The following is a 22,063-nucleotide window of genomic DNA, read 5'->3' as shown; positions in this document are numbered from 1 at the left end:
CCGGGGGCTTCGTCATGCCCGGCAGTACTCAGGCCGTCGCCGAGCGATACTTGCGAACCGCCAGCGTCCGGAAGATCACGACGATCAGCACCGAGTAGATCAGCGAGGCCCAGACCGGGTGCTGCATGGGCCAGGCGTCGGACGTCGACTGGCCCGGGTTGGCGAAGAGCACCCGGCAGGCCTGGACGGTGGCACTGAACGGGTTCCACTCGGCGATGTGACGCAGCCAGGGCGTCATGTTGCTGGTGTCCACGAACGCGTTGGAGATGAAGGTCACCGGGAAGAGCCAGATCAGCCCGCCGGAGGTGGCCGCCTCGGGGGTGCGCACGCTCAGGCCGATCAGGGCCCCGATCCAGGTGAAGGCGTAGCCGAGCAGGAGCAGCAGCCCGAAGGCGGCCAGGACCCGGGCGGCGTTGGTGCTGCCGTCGGAGCCGACGCGCCAGCCGACCAGGAGGGCGACCACCGCCAGGACGAGCAGGGTGAGCGCCGTCTGCACGAGGTCGGCGAGGGTGCGGCCGGTGAGCACCGCGCCGCGCGCCATGGGCAGGGACCGGAAGCGGTCGATGAGGCCCTTGTGCATGTCGTCTGCGATGCCCGCGCCTGCTCCTGCGGTGGCGAAGGTGACGGTCTGCGCGAAGATGCCCGCCATCAGGAAGTTCGTGTAGTCGGTGGCGCTCGTGCTGCCGCCGATCTGCATGGACCCGCCGAACACGTAGGTGAACAGCACCACGAACATGATCGGCTGGATGAGCCCGAAAATAACCATCTCCGGGATGCGGGACATCCGGATCAGGTTGCGCTTCGCGATGACCAGGGAGTCGCGGACGGACTGTCCCAGCGGATGGGCGGGCTTGGGCGCCGCGCCGCGTACGGCGTCGGTGACGGCACTCATTTGACGGTCTCCCTCTCGCTCTGTCCGCTCTGACCACTCTGGCCGCGCCGGTCGTTCTGTCGGTTCTCTTCGTCCTCCTCGGCCTTCGTCTCGGCGACGTGTCCCGTCAGGGACAGGAAGACGTCGTCGAGGGTGGGGCGGCGCAGGCCGATGTCGTCGATCTCGATGCCACGGGTGTCGAGCTCACGGATGACCTCGGCGAGGAGCTTGGCACCGCCGGTGACGGGCACGGTGAGCTTGCGGGTGTGCTGCTCGACGGTGGTCTCGCCCTTGCCGAAGCCGGCGAGTACCTCCGCGGCCGTCGCGATGTGCCCGCGGTCGTGCACGACAACCTCCACCCGCTCTCCGCCGGTGCGGGCCTTGAGCTGGTCGGATGTGCCGCGGGCGATCACCCGGCCGTGGTCGACGACCGCGATGTCGTGCGCGAGATGGTCGGCCTCTTCGAGGTACTGCGTGGTGAGCAGCAGCGTCGTGCCGCCGGAGACGAGGCGCTTGATCACCTCCCACAGCATCTGGCGGTTGCGCGGGTCGAGGCCGGTCGTCGGCTCGTCCATGAACATCACGGGCGGTGAGACGACCAGTGCCGCGGCCAGGTCGAGGCGGCGGCGCATGCCTCCGGAGTAGGTCTTGGCGGTGCGGTCGGCGGCTTCCGTGAGGCCGAACTGGTCGAGCAGCTCGGCGGCCCGGGCCTTCGCCGGGCCCGCCTTCATCTGGTAGAGCCGGCCGACCATCTGGAGGTTCTCGCGGCCGGTGAGGTATTCGTCGACCGCCGCGAACTGGCCGGACAGGCCGATGGAGCGGCGGACCTCGTTGGGGTGCTTGAGCACGTCGAGGCCGGCGACCATGGCCCGGCCGCGGTCGGGGCGCAGGAGCGTGGTCAAGCAGCGGACCGTGGTGGTCTTGCCCGCTCCGTTCGGCCCGAGCAGGCCCAGGACCGTGCCCTCCGGGACGTCCAGGTCCACGCCGTCCAGAGCCTTTACGTCGCCGAAGGTCTTCACCAGGCCTTCGGCGTAGATGGCACCTGGCATATCAGTCTCCACGTCATTGAGGATTCTTCGGAAAGCCTAGGTTTGTGCTTTTCGTTCCGCCCGATGAGGGGTGGGGGGAGCGGCGCGAGACACACCGTAACGCGATGTATCGCGTCTCACAATGCTCTTTCTCGAACGAGTGACGAACGGCTCGAAGCCCCTGTCGGCTTCAGTCGATGACGGTGTAGCCGGCGTCGCGCAGGGCTCGGCGGACCTCGGCGCAGTGCTCCGGCCCCTTCGTCTCCAGGTGCAGCTCGACCTCCGCCTCGGTCAGCCCGAGCCGGGGGTCGGTCCGCAGATGGCTCACGTCCAAGACGTTGGCGTCGACCACCGACAACGCCCCCAGAAGTGTGGCAAGGGCGCCCGGCCGGTCCGTCAGCCGCAGGCGTACGGCCAGGTAGCGGCCCTGCGCCGCCATGCCGTGCCGCAGGACGCGCTCCATCAGCACCGGGTCGACGTTGCCGCCGGACAGGACCGCGACGACCGGGCCCTCGAAGGCGCCGGGCGCGCTGAGCAGCGCGGCCACCGGGCTCGCCCCGGCCGGCTCGACGACCAGCTTGGCCCGCTCCAGGCACAGCAGCAGCGCCGCGGCCAGCTCGTCCTCCGTCACCGTGCGCACCTCGTCCACGAGATCGCCGACGATGGAGAACGGTACGTCGCCGGGCCGGCCGACCTTGATGCCGTCGGCCATCGTCGCCGGGGTGCGGATCGACATCGGCCGCCCGGCCGCCAGCGAGGGCGGGTACGCCGCGGCCCCCGCCGCCTGCACCCCGACGATCCGCACGTCCGGCCGCAGCGCCTTCACCGCGACCGCGATGCCCGCCGCCAGCCCGCCGCCGCCGATCCCGACGACGATCGTGCGCACCTCCGGGCACTGCTCCAGGATCTCCAGGCCGACCGTGCCCTGTCCCGCGATGATGTCCGGGTGGTCGAAGGGGTGGATGAACACCGCACCCGTCTCGGCCGCGTACTCCTGCGCCGCGGCCAGCGTCTCGTCGACCACCTGACCGTGCAGGCGCACCTCCGCGCCGTACTCACGGGTGGCGCTGATCTTCGGCAGCGGAGCGCCCTGGGGCATGAACACCGTGGAGCGCACGCCCAGCACCGACGAGGCCAGCGCCACGCCCTGCGCGTGGTTGCCCGCGCTGGCCGCGACGACCCCGGCGGCCCGCTCCTCCGGCAGCAGCCCGGCGATCCGGACGTACGCGCCGCGCAGCTTGAACGACCCCGTCCGCTGGAGGTTCTCGCACTTGAAGTGCACCGGCGCCCCGACCAGCTGGGACAGGTGCCTGCTGCCCTCCATCGCGGTCACCCGCGCCACGCCCGACAGCATCTTCTGGGCCCCGCGCACATCGTCGAGGGTGACGGGACGCAAGGAGTCAGCCGTGCGGTAGCTCATGACTCCAGCATCGCAGTTCACAGGCGGCCACGACCGCTGTGACCAACCTCCGAGACCGGTTTCCGCAGCGTCGGTACGACCCGCCTTCCAGCCGCGTACTCTGTCCCCCATTCCAGCAGCCCCTTCATGAAGTGAGCCCCCGGCCATGCCCACAACACCTGAAATGTCGATGGACATGACGACCGTCGGTGACACCGGTCTTCTCGACACCTTGCAGCACGAGGTCGCGGTGTTCGCCCGCCGTGCCGAACAGACCCGGCTCGGCGGCGTCGGGCAGGTGCGCAACTCCATGGACCGCGCCGCGTACCTGCTGCTCAACCGCCTCGACAAGGAAGGCCCGATGGGCGTCAAGGCGCTCGCCGCGAGCATGGGCATCGACTCGTCCACCGTCACCCGGCAGGTGGCTCCGCTCGTCGACACCGGCCTGGTCAAGCGGACCTCGCACCCCGAGGACGGACGGGCCGTGGTGCTCCAGCTGTCCCCGCGCGGGCAGTCCCGGCTGGAGGAAGTACGGTCGTCCCGGCGTCAGTTGATGGCCGAGTTGACGGACGACTGGGCGCCGGAGGAGCGCGAGACGTTCTGCGATCTCCTCACCCGCTTCAACACCGCGCTGTCCTCCCGGATGGCGGCCCAGGGCGTACCGGGCGCGGAGCCGTCGTCGGCCGCTTCCTGAACCGGTCGCACGCGCGCGTGCGGCGACTTTCCGGCGGCCGTGCGCGGCTCTTGACCGAAAGCCCACCCCTGGCCTCATATGAGACCGGGGCGTATGGCCCTCCAGGGGGACGCCGTCAGGCGGGAGGCTCGGTGTGCGAGAGAGGCGTGCGGCCCAGGAAGCCCGCCGGGCACGGGAGTTCGAGGCGTTCGTCGCCGGAGCGGGCGGGCGGTTGCTGCACGCCGCCACGCTGCTCACGGCGGAGGCCCCGGCCGACAACCCGCGCGCGCGGCGCCTGCTGACGTTCGCCCTCGCGCACACGTACGCGTCCTGGGACCGGCTGCACGGCGAGGACCCCTACAACCGGGCCCGCGAGTACCTGGCCACCCGCTTCGCCCTCGGCGCCTGGCACCGGTACGCGGCGCTGCCCCTCGGCCGCGGTCGGCCGCTCCCCGCCGTGGGCCCGCTGGCACGGCTCAGCCCCCAGGAGCGCCTCGTCCTGGTCCTCAGGCTCTACGAAGGTGTCGCCGAGGAACAGGTGGCGGCCCTGCTCGGCCTGCCGACGGAACGGATCCGCACGGTCTGCGACCGGGCGACGGCGACGCTTCTGCATCCGCCCCGGGGCCCGGCGCCCGCGGTGCACCGGGCGAAGGCGGCGGCGTCGTGAACCGGCCCGAGCGGGAGGCCGCCGTACGGCAGATCATGGAGCGGACCGCGCCGCACGTGCCGAGGGAACTCCACGCGGACGTCGTACGCCGGGGCGGCCGAATACTGCGCCGCCGGACGATCGCCCGGCGGCTGCTGTGGCTGCTGCTGTTCGCGGCCACGGTGGCGTTCACGGTCTGGGCGGTGGTGGCCCAGCCGTGGGTGGAGCCGCCGTCGCAGACGACTCCACCGCTGACCGGCTGGTGACCCCGAAGGCCGGCTGACGGCTGTCTAGCCGAGAGCCTGCTGAAGGTCGGCGAGAAGATCGTCGATGTTCTCGATGCCGACGGAGAGCCGGACGAGGTCACCGGGGACCTCCAGCGCCGAACCGACCACGGACGCGTGCGTCATGCGCCCCGGGTGCTCGATGAGGGACTCGACGCCGCCCAGCGACTCGCCGAGGGTGAACACCTTGGCGCGGTTGCACACCTCGACGGCCGCCTCCTCGCCACCGGCGACCTGGAAGGAGACCATGCCGCCGAACGCCCGCATCTGCTTGGCCGCGACCTCGTGACCGGGGTGGTCCGGCAGACCCGGGTACAGCACGTTCGTCACGCGCGCGTGCCGTGTCAGCATGTCGGCGACCTTGGTGGCGTTCTCGCTGTGCCGGTCCATGCGCACCGACAGCGTCTTGGCGCCGCGCAGCACCAGCCAGGAGTCGAAGGGCCCGGCGACCGCGCCCATCGCGTTCTGGTGGTACGCCAGCTCCTCGCCCAGCTCCGCGTCGCCGGTGATCAGCGCGCCGCCGACGACGTCCGAGTGACCGCCCATGTACTTGGTCAGGGAGTGCACCACGACGTCCGCGCCGAGCGACAGGGGCTGCTGAAGGTACGGCGTGGCGAAGGTGTTGTCGACGACGAGCCGGGCGCCCGCCTCCCGGGCGACCTGGGCGACGGCGGCGATGTCGGTGATGCCGAGGAGCGGGTTGGACGGGGTCTCCACCCACACGGCCTTGGTCTTCGGGGTGATCGCGGCCCGCACGGCGGCGGCGTCGCTCGTGTCGGCTACCGACCACTCCACACCCCAGCGGGCGACGACCTTCGCGAAGAGCCGGAACGTGCCGCCGTAGGCGTCGTTCGGGATCACCACGTGGTCACCGGGGCTGAGCAGCGTACGCAACAGGCAGTCCTCGGCCGCCAGTCCGGAAGCGAACGCGAGACCTCGGCGGCCGCCCTCGAGGGCGGCGAGGTTCTCCTCCAGGGCGGTCCTGGTCGGGTTGGCGCTGCGGCTGTACTCGTAGCCGCCGCGCAGACCGCCGACGCCGTCCTGCTTGTAGGTCGAGACCTGGTAGATCGGCGGGACCACCGCGCCGGTGAGGGGATCGGCGGTGTTGCCCGCGTGGATCGCGAGGGTCTCGAAGTGCTGACTGATGTGCCTGTCGCTCATGAGCACCGAGCGTAGTCCGCTCGCGGGCCTGCTGCGGGACGGCGGCAGTACACAGGCGTGGACGGACGGCGGCGGACGGCCCTCCCCGGGACCTTTTTCCACAGGCGCGGGGGTGGGTTGGCCAATTGTCGGCGCGGTCTGGTTCGCTTGAGACATGGAGATTCTGTTCGTCCTGATGGCGCTGCTCATGGTCAGCTTCGTGCTGCTGCCGTTCCTGCGGCGCAGGCGCGGCATGATCGAGCAGGTCCCGGCGGGCCACCCGGACGCCGCGGACCCCGAGACCTACGGGTTCGTGCGCACGGAGGAACTGGACATCCGCATGCCGGGCCCCGACCAGGACCTGCTGGACGTCCTGGACGTGGTGCAGCACACGCAGGACTACCGGGCCGCACAGCAGCTGCTGGCCGGCACGGAGACGGCGGGCGAGCTGCGCTGGCAGCGTGTGCAGGCGTTTGCGGGCGCGGCGGCGCTGGAGCTCCAGCAGCGGCCGGGCGGGGTCAGCGAGACGCCGGGCGGGCAGTGGCTGCGGGTGTGGCGCACGGAGGCGCCGAAGGACGCGGGCGGGGCGGCGGTGCACGCCGAGTTCCTGGTGCAGCAGGCGTGGCGGACGTCGACGCGGGGCACGGACGACTTCCGGATCATCATGGAGGAGGCGAAGGAGGCCTGCGGTCAGGCGGCGCTGCTCTCCCCCGGTGATCCGATCCCGTACATCGTCGAGTTGTCGGTGGCCCGCGGTCTCCAGTACGACCAGAAGGAGTTCGAGCAGCTCTGGCTGAAGATCCTGGACCGTGCCCCGGCGCACATGGGGGCGCATCTGGCGGCCCTGCACTACTGGTGCGAGAAGTGGCACGGCTCGCGCGAACTGGCGAACGCGTTCGCGGAGGCGGCGGCCGCGCGAGCCCCCCAGGGCTCCCTCCTCGCGGCCATGCCGCTGTTCGCGGTCTTCGAGCACCTCCCCGAGGTGAACCTGGTCAGCGGCTTCTACCAGAGCGAGGTCGTGACGAAGGCGATGCACGGCGCGCTGTTCGCGGTGCACGCGGCCCGTCCCGACGACCCGATGCTGGCGCACGTCCGTCACCTGCTGATCTTCTTCCTGGTGCGCGCCGAGCGCTGGTCGGAGGCGATGAACCAGCTCATACACGTGGACGGCCATGTGGGCGCCCTCCCGTGGACCCTCTCCCCCGACCCGGCCGGTGAGTTCGCGGTCTACCGGGCACTGGCGGTGGCGGGCTACGAGGCGAACGGCGGCAACCCGGCAACACTGCCGCACTGACCCCTGGCCGTTCCGCAGGGAGCCGGGGCGGACCGGAATCCGATGGGCCGTGCGCACGTTGATCCGCACGGACCCTCAGCGCCCCCTGGAGACCGCATGTTCCCGCACAGCCACACGCCCCAGCTCCCGACGCCCGAGCAGGCTCTGCAAGGCCGTCCGGCGCCGGTGTACTCCGTCCTCGACCGCCACACCGTCCTCGGCAATCCGCTCCTCGGCCCCTACCCCGAGGGCCTGGAGGTCGCCGACTTCGGCCTGGGCTGTTTCTGGGGCGCGGAGCGCAGGTTCTGGCAGCTCCCGGCAGGTGTGTGGACGACCCTGGTCGGCTACCAGGGCGGCCACACCGAGTACCCCACCTACGAGGAGGTCTGCTCGGGCCTGACCGCCCACACGGAGGTCGTCCGCGTGGTCTTCGACCCGGCGGCGGTCTCCTACGAGCGCCTCCTGAAGACGTTCTGGGAATCCCATGACCCCACCCAGGGCTTCCGCCAGGGCAACGACGTCGGCACCCAGTACCGCTCCGCGATCTACACCCACTCCCCGGCCCAGGCGACAACAGCGGAGTCCTCCCGCGCGTCCTACCAGCAGGTCCTCACCACCTCGGGCTACGGCCCGATCACCACAGAGATCCTCCCGGCTCCGAACCGCCCGTTCTACACAGCCGAGACCTACCACCAGCAGTACCTCGCCAAAAACCCGGCAGGCTACTGCGGGGTGGGCGGGACGGGGGTCGAGCTGAGTACCCCGTTCGAGACGAACTGGGGGGCGTCCTGTCCGACGGGCGTGGTCCCAGCCCCGGAAGCCGTGGACAAGTAGCCCGCCCGACGCCGGGGGCTCTGTCTCGACCCGGCGTCTCTCGTGCGCCCGCGGCGTGCACACCGTGAACAGCGATGCCGGTGTGACTTGAGTACCAATAGGGTGCATCCGTGACTGCCACGTTGAGTTCCACAAGAGCACGCGCCGCGCTCCGCACATCGGCGCGTGCCTCCGCCGAGTTGCTGCTCATATTCCTGATGCTCGCGGTGACTTTGTGGATCCTGGGCCGGATGTGGTCGGTCGTCTGGCCGCTCGTGGTCGGCCTGCTTCTGACCACACTGACCTGGCCGCCGACCCGTTTCCTGCTTCGTCGCGGGTGGAAACCCGCCCTCGCCGCATCGACCGTGACGGTGCTGTTCCTCCTGGTCGCCATCGGCGTCGTGGCGCTGATCGCGGTACCGGTGGCATCCCAGTCCGGCGAGCTGACCGACGGCGTGGTCGAAGGCATCCAGAAGTTGCGCGAGTGGGCCGCCGGGCCGCCGTTGAACATCGGTGACGCCCAGATCAACAAGGCCTTCGACACCGCGGTCTCCCGCGCACAGGACGGCCTCGGCAGCATGGTCGGCGCTGTCGTCACGGGAGTGAGCACCGTGGTGAACGGCTTGGTCACCGCCGTCCTGGCCCTCTTCCTGATGTTCTTCTTCCTCAAGGACGGCCCGCGGTTCCTGCCGTGGCTCGCCCGTCAGCTGCCCGGTCGGCTCGCCACCGACATCCCGGCCGTGGCCGCGCGCAGCTGGGACACCCTGGGAGCTTTCGTGCGTTCCCAGGCGGCTGTCGGCCTGCTCGACGCCGTCCTGATCGGCCTGGGCCTGTGGATCGTGGGGGTACCGCTGGTGCTCCCGCTGGCGGTGCTGACCTTCGTCTCCGCGTTCGTGCCGATCATCGGTGCCCTGTTCGCCGGCCTCGTCGCGGTTCTCATCGCGCTGGTCTCCAACGGCCTGACGGACGCGCTGATCGTGCTGGCCATCATCGTCGTGGTGCAGCAGCTCGAGGGCAACGTGTTCCAGCCCATGATCCAAAGTCGTGGGCTCGGCCTCCACGCGGCAGTGATCCTGCTGGCGGTGACGTTGGGCGGCAGTCTGGCCGGCATCGTGGGCAGTCTGCTCGCAGTACCGATCGCCGCGCTGATCGCGGTGGTCTGGAACTACGTGCGCGAGCAGCTACGAGAACCGTCACCTCCGGGGCCCGACGCGTCGGACGCGGGCGCCGCCGTCCGTTGAGCAACTCCCTGTGGGGCACGCAGCCGCACAGGCTCGCCGGACGGGGGTCAAGCCAAGTGACCCGTTCGAGGCGAACTGGGGGCGTCTTGCCCGACGGGCATCGCGCCCGCCCCGGAAGCCCCGGAAGGGTAGTCCGCGCAAGGTGCTCTCAGTGCCGGGCGATGGACAGCCTCACGCCATGGACGTCCGCGTGGAGATCGCCCGGGAAGCAAGTCAGGAACTAGTCGATGCCTTCAGCCGGCTGCTGCCGCAACTGTCTTCGACGGCGAAGCCCCTCGACTACCAAGCGGTCGACCGGATGGTGTCCTGCGACGCGAACACCGTGCTGATCGCCCGGACATCCGAGCGGATCGTCGGCACCCTGACTCTGGTGCTGTTGCCACTGCCGTCCGGCCTGCGGGCGCGTGTCGAAGACGTCGTCGTGGACAACGACGCCCGGGGCCAGGGACTCGCAGGCCTCCTCATCGAAGAGGCCCTTGGAATTGCCCGGCAGGCAGGTACCCGGACAGTTGACCTCACCTCTCGGCCGGACAGAACAGCAGCGAACCGGCTCTACGAACGCCTAGGCTTCCAGGCCCGGGACTCAACGGTCTACCGCTTCCCGATCGAGAGGTAGACCGCTCGCAGAAGGACCACTGCGGCCGTCCCCGTACGCCATCGCCGCGTTCAACGGGTCACATGGCACCGCAGGTTCGCCGGGACGGGGGTCACCTCAGTAGGTGAACATGGAAGCCCCCTGCGTCCCCGAGCCCAATGGTGTCCAAGACGTCCTGGACCACTGGAGCGTCCCCCTTCGGTTTGTGTCGTTCCGGATTCGTGCTCGTCCAGCGGGAGCCAATGTCCACAGGCTGGCTCCGCTGTGATGCTGAACAGGTGCTCCATGCGGTGGCCCTGGCCGCAATGCGGCCAGTCCGGGCGCTGAGTCCAAGCCGGCTTCGAGGCGGGCCGTAGAAGTCGTCTTCGCGCTCATCCTCACGGGGCGCGGCCGACCAGAGCAACGGACCGCCCATGGAGCTGTCCCGAACGCCGGGCTCCCCACGCCGCGGATACAGCAAAAAGGTGGCACGGGCGCCGTTCAAGATCCCAGGCTTGCCGGGCATCTTGAATGGAGAGCATGACCCCATGGACGCAGGCGTGGCAGCTGTAGCAGCGGGCGCGGTGGGTGCCGCACTTGGTGGAATCGCTGCGATCATCGGAGCGAAGATCGCAGCAGAGAAGAACACCGTCGCCCTACTACAGCAAGTAAATCACCAAGCGCAAGCAGAGCGTGCACAATGGGTGCGAAACCAGCGCGCCACAGCATACGAAGAGTTCCTCAGAACCTGGGACGAATACACTTTGGCTCGCGGAAGATTCCATATTGAACGGCCACCGAAATACGAAAATTGGCGTAACGTACAGGAACTTCACGGACGCCTTGGTACAGCCGCTTTCGCTATCCAGATCACAGGTCCGGAAAGTGTGCAAGAAGTCACCAGCCAGGCCTTTATCGAGCTGACCGCCATGGCTTTCCCGGATGAACTCCGAGCCGAGTTCTACGCACTCAATACCCGAATGCGCGAAACAAACGATCCGCAACTGAGGGATCAGATGACAAAGATAGCCGAAGAGATGCTCTACCGAGGATCTTGGGACGGGGCGATCGACGTTCCACCTGTACGGCAAAGGTTCCTTCGCGCCGCAACCGAAGCTTTGGGCACGCTGTAGCGCCACCCGCTCGGAGCATACTCGTTTAATCGACTTCTCTTCACAGGAAAAGCGAAATCCAAAGACGGGACGACGGCCATAGAAGTTCGCCGTACAATCTGCCGCACAGGCCGGCCGGACGTGGGGAACATTCCACGACAAGCCTGGTGGGACGACCGTCAGCCAATTGACCCGTCCAAAACCCACTGGGGCTTCCTGCCCGACGGGTATCGCTCCGGCGCCGGAAGCCACGGACAAATAGGTCTTAGGTACTGAAGAACGGTGGAACCGGCAATCCGCAGACGTGGATCATCAAGCTGCGTTCACAGACCTCAAGGACACCCGCCTGCCCTCTGGCCTGCACAAGGCCGAAGGCTGAGGTCGCGGATGGGCTTCGGAACGCACGCGCGCGGAGTACGTGACGAGCGGTTGCCGCTTCCTCGGCGGCACACGGCGCTGAGGTGTGCCGTCGGAAGCTACTGCCCGCTCGGCTTCAACGCCACGTGGGCCTATCTGGCGGCCACCGCATGCCCCGCTCCCGATCTGCGCAGAGATTCCGCGGCCTTGCTGCGCGCGCTGGACACGTTGGAGGAGAGCCGAGCGGTTCATCTGAAGGCGGTGGACGACTTCGCTGTGCGCCGCCGGCTGGAGAAGGCAGACGGCCGGCGTACTCCGCGGGCCCGCGACACGGCCGCTCTGCACGGCCTTCGCCGGCCGAGTGCGACAGCGCCTTCCCGACTGGGTTGATCGCCTCCGTGGCAGACCGGCACTCGGCCCCTGCTCGCATGGCTGCGCTTCGCGAATCTCCTCGCCTACGCCGCCATGGCCTCCTTGACGATCGAGCACACGAAATAGCCCCGGTCGCGGCTCTTCCTGCGGTGTGCGAGCCTGGGATCATGATCAGGGAACGGAGCTGGTCCCCATGATTCCGGTCGCCGTGTCTCCTGTGCGAATCGAGGCGTTTCTCGATCCTCGGTTGTCCAGATGGATGTGGCTGGTGAAGTGGTTCCTCGCCATCCCGCACTACATCGTGCTGTTCTTCCTGTGGATCGCGTTCTCCTTCGTGACCGTCGTCGCGTTCTTCGCGATCCTGTTCACGGCCCGATACCCCCGGTCGCTCTTCGACTTCAACGTCGGTGTGATGCGCTGGAACTGGCGTGTCGCCTACTACGCCCACGCCGCGCTCGGTACCGACCGGTATCCGCCGTTCACCCTCGCCGAGGTGCCCGACTACCCGGCGCATTTCGACGTCGTCTATCCCGAGCGTCTGTCGCGCGGTCTGGTGCTGGTGAAGTGGTGGCTGCTGGCCATCCCGCAGTACATCGTCGTGGGGATGTTCGTCGGCGACTGGGGCTGGGGCGGAATGGACCGTTGGCACGGCGGTGGGCTCGTCTTCTTCCTCTCCTTCGTCGCCGTGATCATCCTGGCGTTCACCGGCCGATACCCGGTGCACCTTTTCGACTTCCTGCTCGGCCTGGCCCGCTGGGTCGCACGGGTGGCCGCCTACGCGGCGCTGATGACCGATGCGTACCCGCCGTTCCGTCTGGACATGGGCGCACAGGCCTCACCGCCCGCGGAGACCCGGCAGGCCCCGGTGGGCGGTCCCGGACGGTAGCGCCTGTCGGCGTCGGAATTCGGTTGCCTCCGGTCGTCCCGTGGGGGCTCAATGGCGGGCATGGCTGACATCCAGGGCTCGTACGACGATCTGTTCACCGCGGTGCCCACCGCGCTGGCCGCGCTGCTGGACGGCGGGGACGTCGGCGGCTCGGTGGCCGTCTTCGTGGACGGTGAGCCGGTGGTGGACGTCTGGGGCGGATTCGCCGACGCGGCGCGCGGTGTCCCCTGGCAGCGGGACACGATCGTCAACGTCTGGTCCGTCACGAAGACGATGACGGCGCTGTGCACGCTGGTTCTGGCCGACCGGGGCGAGCTCGATCCGGACGCGCCGGTGGCCCGGTACTGGCCGGAGTTCGCGGCGGCGGGCAAGGAGGCGGTGCTGGTACGGCACCTGCTCTCGCACACCGCCGGCCTGCCCGACTGGGACGGCACGGTGGCGGAGATCTACGACTGGTCGGCCGCGACGGCACGACTGGCCGCGCAGGCTCCGCAGTGGGAGCCGGGCAGCGCGGCCGGCTACCACTCGCTCACCCAGGGGTTCCTCGTGGGCGAGGTCGTGCGCCGGATCACCGGCCGGAGCCCGGGCGAGTTCTTCGCCGACGAGATCGCCGGACCGCTGGGCGCTGACTTCCGTATGGGGCTGCCGGCCGAACACGATCACCGGGTGGCGCCGACGGTGCCGCCGCCGGGCCGCGACGAGGACTACACGGCGGGCGCGGCGCGGACCGTGACGCCCCCGACCGCCGCGGACCCGGCCTCCTCGACCACCCCGACCGCGATCCGGCTCCGTGACGGCAACAGCGTGGCCTGGCGCCGGGCGCAGATCCCGGCGGCGAGCGGCTTCGGCAACGCCCGCTCGGTCGCCCTCGTCCAGTCGGCGATGGCGTGCGGGGGCTCCGTGCGCGGGGTGCGGCTGCTGTCGCGGGCGGGCTGCGACCGGGCCTGGGAGGAGCAGTTCAGCGGCGAGGACCGCGTCCTGGGCATGCCGATCAGCTGGGGTCTGGGCTACGGGCGGTTCGGCGGCACCTACGGGTGGGGCGGTTGGGGCGGCTCGACGGTCATGATCGAGCCGGAGGCCCGCATGGTGGTGGCCTACGTGACCAATCAGATGCGCGAACCGGCGGAGGACACCCGGGGACTGGACATCGTGATGGCCGCCTACGACGGTCTCAAGGGGCTCCAGGCCGATGGCTGAAGCGCGAACCGGCCGAACCCGGCCGCCCCCCGTCGTGAGTTACTTGCCGGAGTCGTCCATGGGCCCAGGGGGGAAGTGCGCGTGAGCAACGGTACGAAGAGCAGCGGTGGCGTGTTCCTGATCGGCGGCGGGTGGGAGGAGACGGTCGTCGACGTCGTCCACGGGCCGTTTCTGCGCGCCGCCCGCGCCGTGTCGGAGGCGTCGGGATCCGGTTCCGGGCCGGCGCCCCGCGTCCTCTGTGTGGTCGTCGACGAGGGTGACGGAGCCGAGCAGTTCGCCCGGTACGACGCCGCGTTGCGCAAGGCCGGGGACTGTACGCCCGTGCCGTTGCCGGTGCCGATCGGGGAGCGGTTCGAGGTCGGCGCGGTCACCGAGGACGTGGCGGGGGTGTTCGTCTGCGGTGGGCTGACGCCCGCGTATCAGGAGGCGTTCGCCGAGGCCTCCGGTCCGCTGTCCGCGTTGCTTCTCGAGCGCGGACTTCCCTACGCCGGTTTCTCCGCGGGAGCCGCGATGGCGGCGCGGGACGCGGTGGTCGGGGGGTGGCTGGTGGACGGGGTCGCCGTGTGTCCGCCGGACACCGCCGAGGATCTCGAGGAGATCGAGGTCCGGCCCGGGCTGGGGCTCGTGCCGTTCGGGGTGGAGAACCATGCCGCGCAGTGGGGGACGTTGGGACGGCTGGCCGCGGTCGTGGCGGGCGGCCGGCTGGCGCACGGGGTGGCCATCGACGAGAACACGCTGGTGGAGATCGGGGGCGAGGGTGGCGACGGCCGCGCGCGGGTGGCCGGGCGCGGCCGGGCCCATTCCGTGCGTCCCGCTCCGGGCGGCGGAGTCCTCGTACGGTCCTACGGCGACGGCGAGTCGTTCCCCGTGGCCTGACCCCGAAATCCCACCGCACTCCGGGACCGGCTAAGGTAAGGCTCGCCTTAGTAGTGGTGATCGGAGCAGTGCTGTGCGTACGTTGAAGTGGAAGTCCGCCCTGGGCGTGTCCGTCGTCGTCGGAGGGCTGCTGGTCGGCTGCTCGACCGCCGCTGACAACGATGCCAAGTCCTCCTCGAGGACCGAGGGTGAGCGCAACCTCGTCGCCGGGGCGTCGGCGGGCCCCTCAGCCGCCCCCAGCACCCTCGCCGACGGCATGGGCGCGGACACCGACACCGACGGAACGTTCCCCCGCACGGTCAAGCACTTCCAGGGCACCACCACCGTCGAGGCGGAGCCGAAGAAGATCGCCGTGATCAGCACGGGGCAGCTCGACGACCTGCTCAGCCTCGGTGTCGTCCCGACCGCCTCCACCCGTGCCGACAACGCCGGTCTGGTCCCGGACTACCTGACGGACGCCTTCCCGCAGTACAAGGCGAAGCTCGCGGCGATGACCGACGCGGGCACCCGTCAGGCGCCCAACCTGGAGTCCCTCGCGGCCGCGAAGCCCGACCTGATCCTGGTCAACGACTCCCTGGGCGACCTCTACCCCAAGCTGTCCAAGATCGCGCCGACCGTGGTCACGGCCGGACAGGGCATCAACTGGAAGCGCGATCTGCTGCTCGTCGGCGAGGCGATCGGCAAGGGGCAGGCCGCGCAGAAGCTGCTCGACGGGATCGTCGGCGACGCGCGGACCGAGGGGGACGCGGTCACGGGCGACCCGACCGTCTCCATGGTGCGCTTCACCCCCGACCGCACCCGCATGTTCGGCGTGTCGTCCTTCACCGGGTCGATCGCCGTCGACATGGGGCTCTCCCGGCCCGAGTCGCAGCGGTTCGCCGCCATCTCGGAGGACCTCAGCGCCGAGAAGATCGACACCGCGGACGGTGACTGGATCTTCTACTCGGTCCAGGGGGACGCGAGCAGGACGGACGCCGCGAGCACGGTGGCCGGGCCACTGTGGAAGGGGATGGGCGCCGTCGAGGCCGGGCACGCCGTGAAGGTCGACGACGATCCGTGGTACCTCAACGCCGGTCCGACCGCCGCCCGCCTGGTCGTCACCGAGCTCGCCGACAACCTCGGACGGTAACCGTCCCGTGAAACACCTCGCCTGGCCGGCGGCCGCCCTGCTGGTGGCCGCCGCGGCCGTGCTCAGCCTCGCCGTCGGCACCCGCGCCGTGCCGCCGTCCGCCGTGCTCGACGCCCTGCTGCACGGCGGAAGCTCACCGGACGCCCTCGTCGTACGGTCGCTGCGGCTGCCGCGGACGGAGATCGGACTGACGGCGGGAGCAGCGCTCGGTCTCGCCGGGGCGGCCCTCCAGGCGGTCACCCGCAATCCGCTCGCCGACCCCGGCATCCTCGGCCTCAGCCAGGGCGCCGCGGCCGGGGTCGTCCTCGCCGTCTCGCTCGGCCTCGCCGACGGCTTCTCCGGGTACGTCCGGTACGCCTTCGTCGGCGCCGTCGCCGCCGCGTGCCTGGTGTACGCCATCGCCGCCCGGGGCCGGGGCGGGGCCTCGCCGGTGAAGCTGGCGTTGGCCGGTACCGCCCTGTCCGCCATGACCGCCGGCGCCACGAACGTCGTCCTGACATCGAGTTCGGCGACTCTCGACCAGTTCCGGTTCTGGCAGGTCGGCGCGTTGAGCGGGCGCGAGGCCGACACCGTCGTACGGATGCTGCCGTTCCTGGCGGTGGGCGCGGCACTGGTGCTGGCGTGTGCGCGGGGCCTCGACGCGCTGGCCCTCGGCGACGAGACGGCTCGGGCCCTGGGGCACCGGGTGCACACGGTTCGGGTGTGCGCGGCGCTCGGGGCGACCCTGCTGACCGCGTCCGCGGTGGCCGCGGCAGGGCCGATCGCCTTCGTGGGTCTGGCCGTTCCGCACCTCGCCCGCCGGGTCACGCGCGGTGCCGCGCATCGGCTCGTGCTGCCGTTGTCCGCGCTGCTGGGCGCGGCGTTGCTGCTGCTCGCGGATGTGGCGGGACGGGTGGTCCGGGCTCCCGCGGAGGTGCCGGCCGGGGTGATGACGGCGTTGGTGGGGGTGCCGGTGCTGGTGGTGCTGGTGCGGCGGAAGGGGGCGGCGACATGACCCCCGAGGCGACGGACGGACACCCCGGGTCGGCGCCCACGAAGACCGGGATGCCGCCCACCAAGACCGGAGTGCCGCCCACCAAGACCGGGATGCCGCCCGCGAAGACCGCGGTGCCGCCCGCGAAGACCGGAGTGCCGCCCACCAAGACCGGGATGCCGCCCGCGAAGACCGCGGTGCCGCCCGCGAAGACCGGAGTGCCGCCCACCAAGACCGGGATGCCGCCCGCGAAGACCGGAGTGCCGCCCGCGAAGACCGGGGCGTCGCCCGCGCGTCCAGCGGGCTCCATGGTTCTGCGCCCCCACCCCCGGGTCTCGCTCCTCCTGCACCGCCGCTCCGTCTGCGTCGCCGTGGCCCTCGTGCTGCTCCTCGCGGCCGTCATGCTCGTCTCCGCCTGTCTCGGCCAGACCTACGTCCCGCCGGCCGAGGTGTGGCGCACCCTGCGCGGTGACGCCGGTCCCTACGATCTGGTCGTGGGCGAGCTCCGTGTGCCGCGTATCGCCCTCGGCGCCCTCGTCGGCGCCGCCCTGGGGCTCTCCGGTGCGCTCGTGCAGACGGTCACCCGCAACCCGCTGGCCAGTCCGGACGTGATCGGAGTGGGACACGGCGCCGCCGCCGCGACCGTCCTCGCCCTCGCCACCGGCGCCGTCACCTCGCCCGGCGCGATGCCCGCGGTGTCCGTCGCGGGCGGTCTCGCGGCCGCGGCCCTCGTCTATCTGCTCGCCTGGCGCCGCGGGATGCATCCGAACCGCTTCGTGCTCACCGGCGTCGGCATCGGTGTCGCGCTGTCCGCGATCGTCCAGCTGTACCTCACCGACAGCGAGCTGGAGGCCGCCGAGCAGGTCAAGCTGTGGCTGACCGGCAGCCTCAACGGCCGTGGCTGGGAGCAGGCGGGGCCGCTGGCCGCCGTGCTCCTGCTCGCGCTGCCCGCGCTGGTGTGGGCGAGCAGGGCCGTCCGTCCGCTCGGCCTCGACACGGACACCGCGGCCGCGCTCGGCGTACGGGTGGGCCGGACGCGGCTCGGTCTGACCGTGCTCGGGGTGGTGCTCGCGGCGACCGCGACGGGCGCGGCGGGACCGATCGGCTTCGTCGCCCTCACCGCGCCCCAACTGGCCCGCCGTCTCACACGGACACCCCAACTGCCTCTGGCGGCGAGCGCGTTGACGGGGGCGGTGGTCCTGGTCGGCGCGGACCTGGCCGCCCGCACCCTGCTGCCGCCGCTGGAGATCCCGGTCGGCGCGCTGACCGCGCTGGTGGGCGGGCCGTATCTGCTGTGGCTGCTGGGGAGGGACCGACGGGACCCCTGAGACGTCCGGCGCCCGTCCGGCGCCCGTCCGGCGACGAGAAGGGCCCCCGGCGCGATGCGCCGGGGGCCCCACTCACGGTCGGGAAGCCGCTAGGACCGTCACAAGGTCCGAAAGGTCCGTCACGAGGTCTGTCACGAGGACCGTCAGATCGTCGACGTGTCGATCACGAACCGGTAGCGGACGTCGCTGGCGAGCACCCGCTCGTACGCCTCGTTGATCTGGTCGGCGCTGATCAGCTCGATCTCGGCGCCGAATCCGTGCTCGGCGCAGAAGTCCAGCATTTCCTGGGTCTCCTGGATGCCGCCGATGCCGGAGCCGGCGAGGGTCTTGCGACCGCCGATCACCGAGAACAGGTTGAGGGCGACGGGCTCCTCGGGCGCGCCGACGTTCACGAAGGCGCCGTCGGTCTTCAGCAGGGCCAGGTAGGCGTCCAGGTTCAGCGGGGCCGAGACCGTCGAGAGGATGAGGTCGAAGGTGCCCGCCAGCTCCTTGAAGGTTGCCTCGTCGCTGGTGGCGTAGTAGTGGTCGGCGCCCAGCTTCAGGCCGTCGTCCTTCTTGCGCAGCGACTGGGACAGGACGGTCACCTCGGCGCCGAGGGCGTGCGCGATCTTGACGCCCATGTGGCCGAGGCCGCCCATGCCGAGGATCGCGACCTTCTTGCCGGGGCCGGCGTTCCAGTGCTTCAGCGGGGAGTACGTGGTGATTCCGGCGCAGAGCAGCGGCGCGGCGACGTCGAGCGCGAGGCCGTCGGGGATGCCGACGACGTAGTTCTCGTCCACGACGATCTTCTGCGCGTAGCCGCCGTAGGTGGGCTCGCCGTCCTTGCCGACGGCGTTGTACGTGCCGACGCTGCCGCCGGTGCAGTACTGCTCCAGGCCGGCCTTGCAGTTGTCGCACTCACGGCAGGAGTCGACGAGGCAGCCGACGCCCACGCGGTCGCCGACGGCGAACCGGGTGACACCGGGGCCTACCTCGGAGACGACGCCCGCGATCTCGTGGCCGGGCACCATGGGGAAGATCGCCTCGCCCCAGCCCTCCCTGGCCTGGTGGATGTCCGAGTGACAGATTCCGGCGAACTCGATGTCGATCAGGACGTCGAACTCGCGCACCGGGCGGCGTTCGATCGTCGTGCGCTCCAGCGGAGCCTTGGCGGAGGGTGCGGCGTACGCGGCAACGGTGGTCATGCCGGGGATCTCCTAGCGGGGGGGTCGTGTTCCGGCCTGCCTTTGGGCCGGGTACGACGGTCAGCCTGCCCCATCTCGCAAGAATCACCCAGGTCACGCCTCTGCGTACGTCTGCTGTGCCTACCACTGGCGGGGACAGGATGGTGTGCGTACGACCGGGAATACTGGACGGCATGGACGAACGCCCCGAACCCCCCGGCGCCTCCCTGGACCGGCGTGCCGAGCTCAGCGAGTTCCTGCGCACCCGGCGGGCCAGGCTGAAGCCGGAGGACGTGGGGCTGCCGGACTTCGGGCGGCACCGCAGGGTGCCGGGGCTGCGGCGCGAGGAGCTGGCGCAGCTGGCCGGGGTGTCGGTGGCGTACTACACGCGCCTGGAGCAGGGCAACGGGCGGAACGTGTCGGCGGAGGTGCTGGACTCCATCGCCAGGGCGCTGCGGCTCTCCGACGCCGAGCACGCGCATCTCACCCACCTGGCGAAGCCGAAGCACAAGAAGAAGCAGAGCGCGCCGCAGCAGCAGGTGCGGGGCCCGCTGCGGCAGCTGCTGGACGCGATGGACTCGGTGCCGGCGTACCTCATCGGGCGGCGCACCGAGATCCTGGGCTGGAACCGGATGGCGGCGGCGGTCTTCGGCGACTGGGCGGAGCTGCCGGTGGCGGAGCGCAACTGGGCCCGGCTGGTCTTCCTGCGCCCCGACTACCGGGACCTCTTCGTGGACTGGGAGCAGAAGGCGATCGACATCGTCTGCGCCCTGCGCATGGACGCGGGCTGCTATCCGGACGACCCGCGGCTCTCCGCGCTGGTGGGCCAGCTGTCGGTGAAGAGCGAGGACTTCCGGCGGCTGTGGGCGACCCACGACGTCAAGGAGAAGAGCTACGGCGTGAAGCTGCTGAGGCATCCGCTGGTCGGCGAACTCTCCCTGAACTTCGAGGGGTTCAGGCTGATGGGCGACGGCGAACAGACGATGGTGACGTACCACGCGGATCCGGGGTCGGCCTCGGCGGAGGCGCTGCGGCTGCTGGCGAGCTGGGGAGCGGACGCGACGCGGGCGGGGGCCGGCTCGCAGACTCCGTCCGCTTGAGAGCCGCCCCTCCCCCCTCGGGGCCCGTCAGCCCTGGTACGGCGGAGCCGCGCCCCATCCCCACGTCGGCACCGGCTGCTCGGCCGGCGGCTTGGCGTCCGGGCCGGAGAAGTGGACGGCGAGCCGCGTGCCCCACTCCACGTAGGCGAGGAACGCCGAACGGAACTCGGCGTCGGTCGGCAGACCCGCCTCGTCGGCGGCGTCCTGGATGAGGTTGACCCAGCGGCGGCGCTGGGGCTCGGTGATGTCCCGCCCGAAGTGCTTGGCCACCATGTGGCTGTGGCCGCCCTGGGTCGCCGAGTAGTTCTCCGGCCCGCCGAAGACCTCCGCGAGCCAGAGGGCGACGTGCTCGGCGTGCTCGGGGGCGAGGCCCGCGAAGACCGGCGCGAGCAGGTCGTCCTGGAGCACCTTGGCGTAGAAGGCCTCGGTGAGCCGGGCGAAGGCCTCCGCGCCGCCCGCCCACGCGTACAGCGTGGGCACGGCGGAGCCCGTCCCGCGCACCGAGGTGACCTTGTAGTGCCGCATCTCGTCGATGTGCCCGACGTACGGGCGGATCTCCGCGAGGAAGGCGGGGAACAGGTCCGAGGTGCGGAAGCCCTCGAGGTGGTCTTCGGTCGACGTCCAGGTGATCCGCAGGATGTAGTGCCCGAAGTCCTCCTCGCAGCGGGCGAGTTCGTAGTCGACGCAGTGCGGGGAGGCCGCGAGCTCATGCGCGGCTCGGGTGTACGCGGCCAGGAACTCCGCGGACCGCTCCTCGGGGATCCTGTACCGGATGTACTCGACCGTGGTGCGGGGCGTGCTTGTCTCGGGTGCCGTCATGGGGCCACGCAAGCACGAACGGCCCGCCGGAGGCTTGTCTTCCGGCGGGCGTTCGCTCAGCGCTCAGCGAACCGGCGTCCTGCGCCCACGTCAGGCCGACGCCGCGTTCTCCTTCACCGTGATCTTGCCCTTGCGGATCGTCGCCACGCGCGGGGCCTTCTTCGCGATCGAGGAGTCGTGGGTGACCATGATGAAGGTCAGCCCGTGCTCCTTCCACATGGTGTGCAGCACGTCCATGATCTCGTCGCGCATGCTCTCGTCGAGGTTGCCGGTGGGCTCGTCGGCGAGCAGCACCTTCGGCTGCTTCACCAGCGCGCGGGCGATCGCGACGCGCTGCTGCTGGCCGCCGGACATCTCGGAGGGCAGGTGTCCGAGGCGCTCGCCCAGGCCCACGGACCGCAGCGCCTCGGCGGCCCGCTCGCGCCGCTCCTTGACCTTCACGCCGAGCGGGACGAGCGCGGTCTCGACGTTCTCCTGCGCGTTGAGCGTCGGGATGAGGTTGAAGGACTGGAAGACGAAGCCGATGTTCTCGCTGCGCACCTTCGTCAGCCTGGCCTCGGAGAGCTTGGCCAGGTCGACGCCGTCGAGGACGATCTCGCCCTCGGACGGCCGGTCGAGCGCGCCGATCATCTGGAGCAGCGTGGACTTGCCGCCGCCGGTGGGGCCCTGGATGACGAGCCGGTCGCCGTCCGGGATGGTCAGGTCGACGCCGGCGAGGGCGTGGACCGTTTCCTTGCCCCGGCTGTAGCGCTTGGTGACGCCTCTGAGTTCGTACATGGGGACAACAACTCCTGGTGTGCGTATGAGGG

Annotated in this window: 22 protein-coding genes; 15 read left to right on the top strand and 7 right to left on the bottom strand. The window is 70.5% G+C overall.

Annotation, left to right across the window (positions count from 1 at the left end):
- Positions 1 to 28: 28 nt before the first annotated feature.
- The 3 genes from G9272_RS28330 to ilvA all read right to left on the bottom strand — a co-directional run bounded on the left by G9272_RS28330 (position 29) and on the right by ilvA (position 3,319).
- A complete protein-coding gene (locus G9272_RS28330) occupies positions 29 to 892 on the bottom strand; it encodes an ABC transporter permease (RefSeq protein WP_171399138.1) in 864 nt (287 codons plus the stop codon).
- Entirely contained in the window at positions 889 to 1,920 is a 1,032-nt protein-coding gene (locus tag G9272_RS28325) for an ATP-binding cassette domain-containing protein (protein WP_171399137.1), read from the bottom strand. The genes G9272_RS28330 and G9272_RS28325 overlap by 4 nt, the downstream gene beginning before the upstream one ends.
- Before the next feature lie 169 nt (positions 1,921 to 2,089).
- The gene (gene ilvA, locus G9272_RS28320; RefSeq protein ID WP_171399136.1) at positions 2,090 to 3,319 is read right to left on the bottom strand and encodes a threonine ammonia-lyase; all 1,230 of its coding nucleotides are present in this window, start codon (positions 3,317 to 3,319) and stop codon (positions 2,090 to 2,092) included.
- Between the two features lie 163 nt (positions 3,320 to 3,482).
- Between ilvA and G9272_RS28315 the strand changes: the two genes are divergently transcribed.
- The 3 genes from G9272_RS28315 to G9272_RS28305 all read left to right on the top strand — a co-directional run bounded on the left by G9272_RS28315 (position 3,483) and on the right by G9272_RS28305 (position 4,883).
- A complete protein-coding gene (locus G9272_RS28315; protein WP_171399135.1) occupies positions 3,483 to 3,992 on the top strand; it encodes a MarR family winged helix-turn-helix transcriptional regulator in 510 nt (169 codons plus the stop codon).
- 133 nt (positions 3,993 to 4,125) lie between these two features.
- On the top strand, positions 4,126 to 4,638 hold the full coding sequence (locus G9272_RS28310) for a sigma factor-like helix-turn-helix DNA-binding protein (protein ID WP_171399134.1): 513 nt from the start codon (positions 4,126 to 4,128) through the stop codon (positions 4,636 to 4,638).
- Entirely contained in the window at positions 4,635 to 4,883 is a 249-nt protein-coding gene (locus G9272_RS28305) for a hypothetical protein (RefSeq protein WP_171399133.1), read from the top strand. Before G9272_RS28310 ends, G9272_RS28305 begins: the two co-directional genes overlap by 4 nt.
- A 24-nt stretch (positions 4,884 to 4,907) precedes the next feature.
- On the opposite strand, the gene G9272_RS28300 is transcribed toward G9272_RS28305, so the two are convergent.
- Positions 4,908 to 6,062, bottom strand: a complete 1,155-nt coding sequence (locus G9272_RS28300) for a cystathionine gamma-synthase (RefSeq protein WP_171399132.1) — start codon at positions 6,060 to 6,062, stop codon at positions 4,908 to 4,910.
- 154 nt (positions 6,063 to 6,216) lie between these two features.
- Here G9272_RS28300 and G9272_RS28295 point away from each other — a divergent pair, with 154 nt between their 5' ends.
- The 11 genes from G9272_RS28295 to G9272_RS28245 all read left to right on the top strand — a co-directional run bounded on the left by G9272_RS28295 (position 6,217) and on the right by G9272_RS28245 (position 18,172).
- Positions 6,217 to 7,335: a hypothetical protein gene (locus tag G9272_RS28295; protein WP_171399131.1), complete on the top strand. Its 1,119-nt coding sequence runs from the start codon at positions 6,217 to 6,219 to the stop codon at positions 7,333 to 7,335.
- Positions 7,336 to 7,431: 96 nt separating this feature from the next.
- On the top strand, positions 7,432 to 8,148 hold the full coding sequence (gene msrA / locus G9272_RS28290) for a peptide-methionine (S)-S-oxide reductase MsrA (protein ID WP_171399130.1): 717 nt from the start codon (positions 7,432 to 7,434) through the stop codon (positions 8,146 to 8,148).
- Between the two features lie 110 nt (positions 8,149 to 8,258).
- Positions 8,259 to 9,368: an AI-2E family transporter gene (locus tag G9272_RS28285; protein ID WP_171399129.1), complete on the top strand. Its 1,110-nt coding sequence runs from the start codon at positions 8,259 to 8,261 to the stop codon at positions 9,366 to 9,368.
- A 178-nt stretch (positions 9,369 to 9,546) separates the two neighbouring features.
- Positions 9,547 to 9,984 carry a GNAT family N-acetyltransferase gene (locus G9272_RS28280; protein ID WP_171399128.1) on the top strand — a complete coding sequence of 146 codons (438 nt, stop codon included), beginning with the start codon at positions 9,547 to 9,549 and terminating at the stop codon, positions 9,982 to 9,984.
- A gap of 506 nt (positions 9,985 to 10,490) precedes the next feature.
- A complete protein-coding gene (locus tag G9272_RS28275) occupies positions 10,491 to 11,075 on the top strand; it encodes a hypothetical protein (RefSeq protein WP_171399127.1) in 585 nt (194 codons plus the stop codon).
- 901 nt (positions 11,076 to 11,976) lie between these two features.
- Positions 11,977 to 12,669: a DUF4389 domain-containing protein gene (locus G9272_RS28270; protein ID WP_171399126.1), complete on the top strand. Its 693-nt coding sequence runs from the start codon at positions 11,977 to 11,979 to the stop codon at positions 12,667 to 12,669.
- 60 nt (positions 12,670 to 12,729) lie between these two features.
- Complete coding sequence (locus tag G9272_RS28265) at positions 12,730 to 13,866, top strand: serine hydrolase domain-containing protein (protein ID WP_171399125.1); 1,137 nt, start codon at positions 12,730 to 12,732, stop codon at positions 13,864 to 13,866.
- Positions 13,867 to 13,947: 81 nt separating this feature from the next.
- Positions 13,948 to 14,742, top strand: a complete 795-nt coding sequence (locus G9272_RS28260) for a hypothetical protein (protein ID WP_253267968.1) — start codon at positions 13,948 to 13,950, stop codon at positions 14,740 to 14,742.
- A gap of 73 nt (positions 14,743 to 14,815) precedes the next feature.
- The gene (locus G9272_RS28255) at positions 14,816 to 15,871 is read left to right on the top strand and encodes an iron-siderophore ABC transporter substrate-binding protein (RefSeq protein WP_171399124.1); all 1,056 of its coding nucleotides are present in this window, start codon (positions 14,816 to 14,818) and stop codon (positions 15,869 to 15,871) included.
- 7 nt (positions 15,872 to 15,878) lie between these two features.
- On the top strand, positions 15,879 to 16,865 hold the full coding sequence (locus tag G9272_RS28250; RefSeq protein ID WP_171399123.1) for a FecCD family ABC transporter permease: 987 nt from the start codon (positions 15,879 to 15,881) through the stop codon (positions 16,863 to 16,865).
- Positions 16,866 to 17,152: 287 nt separating this feature from the next.
- The gene (locus tag G9272_RS28245) at positions 17,153 to 18,172 is read left to right on the top strand and encodes a FecCD family ABC transporter permease (protein ID WP_253268248.1); all 1,020 of its coding nucleotides are present in this window, start codon (positions 17,153 to 17,155) and stop codon (positions 18,170 to 18,172) included.
- 143 nt (positions 18,173 to 18,315) lie between these two features.
- Here G9272_RS28245 and G9272_RS28240 read toward each other — a convergent pair whose 3' ends face one another.
- Complete coding sequence (locus G9272_RS28240) at positions 18,316 to 19,356, bottom strand: NAD(P)-dependent alcohol dehydrogenase (protein WP_171399122.1); 1,041 nt, start codon at positions 19,354 to 19,356, stop codon at positions 18,316 to 18,318.
- A gap of 173 nt (positions 19,357 to 19,529) precedes the next feature.
- Here G9272_RS28240 and G9272_RS28235 point away from each other — a divergent pair, with 173 nt between their 5' ends.
- Positions 19,530 to 20,435, top strand: coding sequence for a helix-turn-helix domain-containing protein (locus tag G9272_RS28235; RefSeq protein ID WP_171399121.1), 906 nt, complete (start codon positions 19,530 to 19,532; stop codon positions 20,433 to 20,435).
- A 27-nt stretch (positions 20,436 to 20,462) separates the two neighbouring features.
- On the opposite strand, the gene G9272_RS28230 is transcribed toward G9272_RS28235, so the two are convergent.
- Entirely contained in the window at positions 20,463 to 21,254 is a 792-nt protein-coding gene (locus tag G9272_RS28230) for a group II truncated hemoglobin (RefSeq protein ID WP_171399120.1), read from the bottom strand.
- A 90-nt stretch (positions 21,255 to 21,344) separates the two neighbouring features.
- Positions 21,345 to 22,031: an ABC transporter ATP-binding protein gene (locus tag G9272_RS28225; RefSeq protein ID WP_054242539.1), complete on the bottom strand. Its 687-nt coding sequence runs from the start codon at positions 22,029 to 22,031 to the stop codon at positions 21,345 to 21,347.
- Between the last annotated feature and the right edge of the window lie 32 nt (positions 22,032 to 22,063).

Origin of the sequence: Streptomyces asoensis, assembly GCF_013085465.1 — a bacterium.
In the GTDB taxonomy this organism is placed as follows: Bacteria; Actinomycetota; Actinomycetes; order Streptomycetales; family Streptomycetaceae; genus Streptomyces; species Streptomyces cacaoi_A.
The sequence above is the reverse complement of the archived record's forward strand: the minus strand, read 5'-3'. Positions and strand labels throughout refer to the sequence as shown.